The sequence below is a fragment of the Arthrobacter sp. Br18 genome (assembly GCF_000520555.1).
In the GTDB taxonomy this organism is placed as follows: domain Bacteria; phylum Actinomycetota; class Actinomycetes; order Actinomycetales; family Micrococcaceae; genus Arthrobacter_D.
In genome coordinates, this window is sequence record NZ_KI914851.1 from 56509 (window position 1) to 58367 (window position 1859).

The window sequence follows — 1859 nt, forward strand, 5'->3', positions numbered from 1 at the left end:
GCCGTGAACGGCCGTGTCCGTTGCCCCCAGCCCAGAGGCGAGAGCAGGGAAGGCCACGCCGCGGTGACGCGCGTCAGGCCGACATCGGGAGTGCCGAGGGAATCGCCGATGCCTCGCATCAGATAGGCGGCGCCGACCAGGCCTGCCGCGGCCCCATTGGCGCTGCGTCCGGACGGCAGCACCTGGGCGATCACCGCAGCGGCGGCAACGAAGAACAGCCCCACCGCACCGACCGCTGCCCCGGCCACGAACGACCCGGCGGCGGGGAGGCCGGCGGCGGCGAAACCCGCGGCGACCGCCACAGCAAGCGCCAGGTTCGCGCAGGCGCCCAGCAACAGCGTGGCCACGAGGGGAGCGGCACGGGGAATCGGCGTGGAGCCGAGAAGTTCGGCGCGCCCGAGCTCTTCATCGGCGCGTGTGTGCCGCACGACCAGGAGGGTGCTCATCAACCCGGCCAGAACTGCGGTGAAGGAGTAGCCCTGGAAGAACACCACCGGGCCGACGCCGGTCCCGTCGGGGAGCCCACGGAGGAAGAGGAACGCCGGGCTCGCCGCGGCAACGGAGACGATTGCCCGCCGCTCCCCCTCGTCCCCGAATTGCCCGGCTACCGCGGTGGAGGTGACGAAGCCCAGAAGCGCGATACCCAGGATCCACCCGGAAAGGACGCTCCGGTCCCGGCGGGCCTGCACGAGGCCCAGGCGGACGACGGCGGGCATCAGTCCTCCCGACCGTCCGGCACGGCATAATGACGCAGAAACAGCGCCTCCAGCGAGGGCGGGGCCGCGGTGATACCGGTGACACCGGCGGCCGCGAGGCCTTCCAGGACGGAGTCCAGGTCAGCGGCGTCGGCATCGAACGCGGTTCCGGAACCCTCGGGTTGCAGGTTGTGCACGCCCGGCAGCGACTCCAGCACCGCCGGATATGCCGCCGTCGTGATCAGAAAGTGGATCCGGGTTAGATGGCGGAGCTCGGCGAGGGTGCCCGATTCCACCGCGGTCCCCGCGCGGATGATGGTGACCCTGTCGCAGAGCTGCTCCACCTCGCTGAGGATATGGCTGGAGAGCAGCACTGTTGCCCCGTCCCCACGGACCCGCTCGATCTGGTGCCGGAAGACGGACTCCATGACCGGGTCCAGGCCGGAGCTTGGTTCATCCAGAAGGTAGAGGCGGGCCGGGCGGGCGAACGCGGCGATGAGCACCGCTTTCTGGCGGTTGCCCTTCGAGTAGGATCGGGACTTCCGCCTCGGGTCGAAATCGAACTCGTCGATGAGCTCGCGGCGAAGCCGTTCGTCAGTGCCGCCGCGCAGTCCGGTCAGCAGGTCGATGATTTCGCCGCCGGACAGGCCCGGCCAAAGACTCACGTCTCCGGGTACGTAGGCGACATCGCGGTGTGCCCGGACGGGATCCGTCCAGGGGTCCAGGTCGAAGACCCGGGCCGCGCCGGAGGTGGGGCGGATCAGGCCCAGCAGTATTTTGAGGGTGGTCGACTTCCCGGCCCCATTCGGTCCGAGGAAACCGTGCACCTCCCCGGAGGCGACGCGGAGATCAAGGCCGGAGAGCGCGGTGATCCGGCCGAACTTCTTTCCGAGCCGGTCGGTTTCGATGACGGGCGGCCCGATGGCCACGGCCGGTTGCATCCCCTGTCCGCCCTCCGCCCTGTCCGCGATCCCTACCCGCGATGCGGCCCTACGACGTCCGTCCTGAGCGGCTCTTCGTGCATGCCGACCAGGCGCGGGGCAATGCGGGCTCCCTTTCCGGCAGCCCGCTCCTGGTGATCAGCCCAGCCCCTCGAAAAGGCCGGCTGCCTCAGCGCCGGTTGAGGATACTGCGGATCTTCCCGCCGATCCCTCCAGTGGCGGG

1 protein-coding gene and 1 pseudogene are annotated in these 1859 nt (G+C 70.1%); both read right to left on the bottom strand.

Annotation, left to right across the window (positions count from 1 at the left end):
• Window positions 1-716, bottom strand: a pseudogene (locus tag Y704_RS24375) (polyketide antibiotic transporter); the annotation flags it as partial.
• Entirely contained in the window at window positions 716-1636 is a 921-nt protein-coding gene (locus Y704_RS0105405) for an ABC transporter ATP-binding protein (RefSeq protein ID WP_051476721.1), read from the bottom strand. The gene Y704_RS0105405 and the pseudogene Y704_RS24375, both read right to left, overlap by 1 nt.
• Window positions 1637-1859 lie beyond the last annotated feature (223 nt).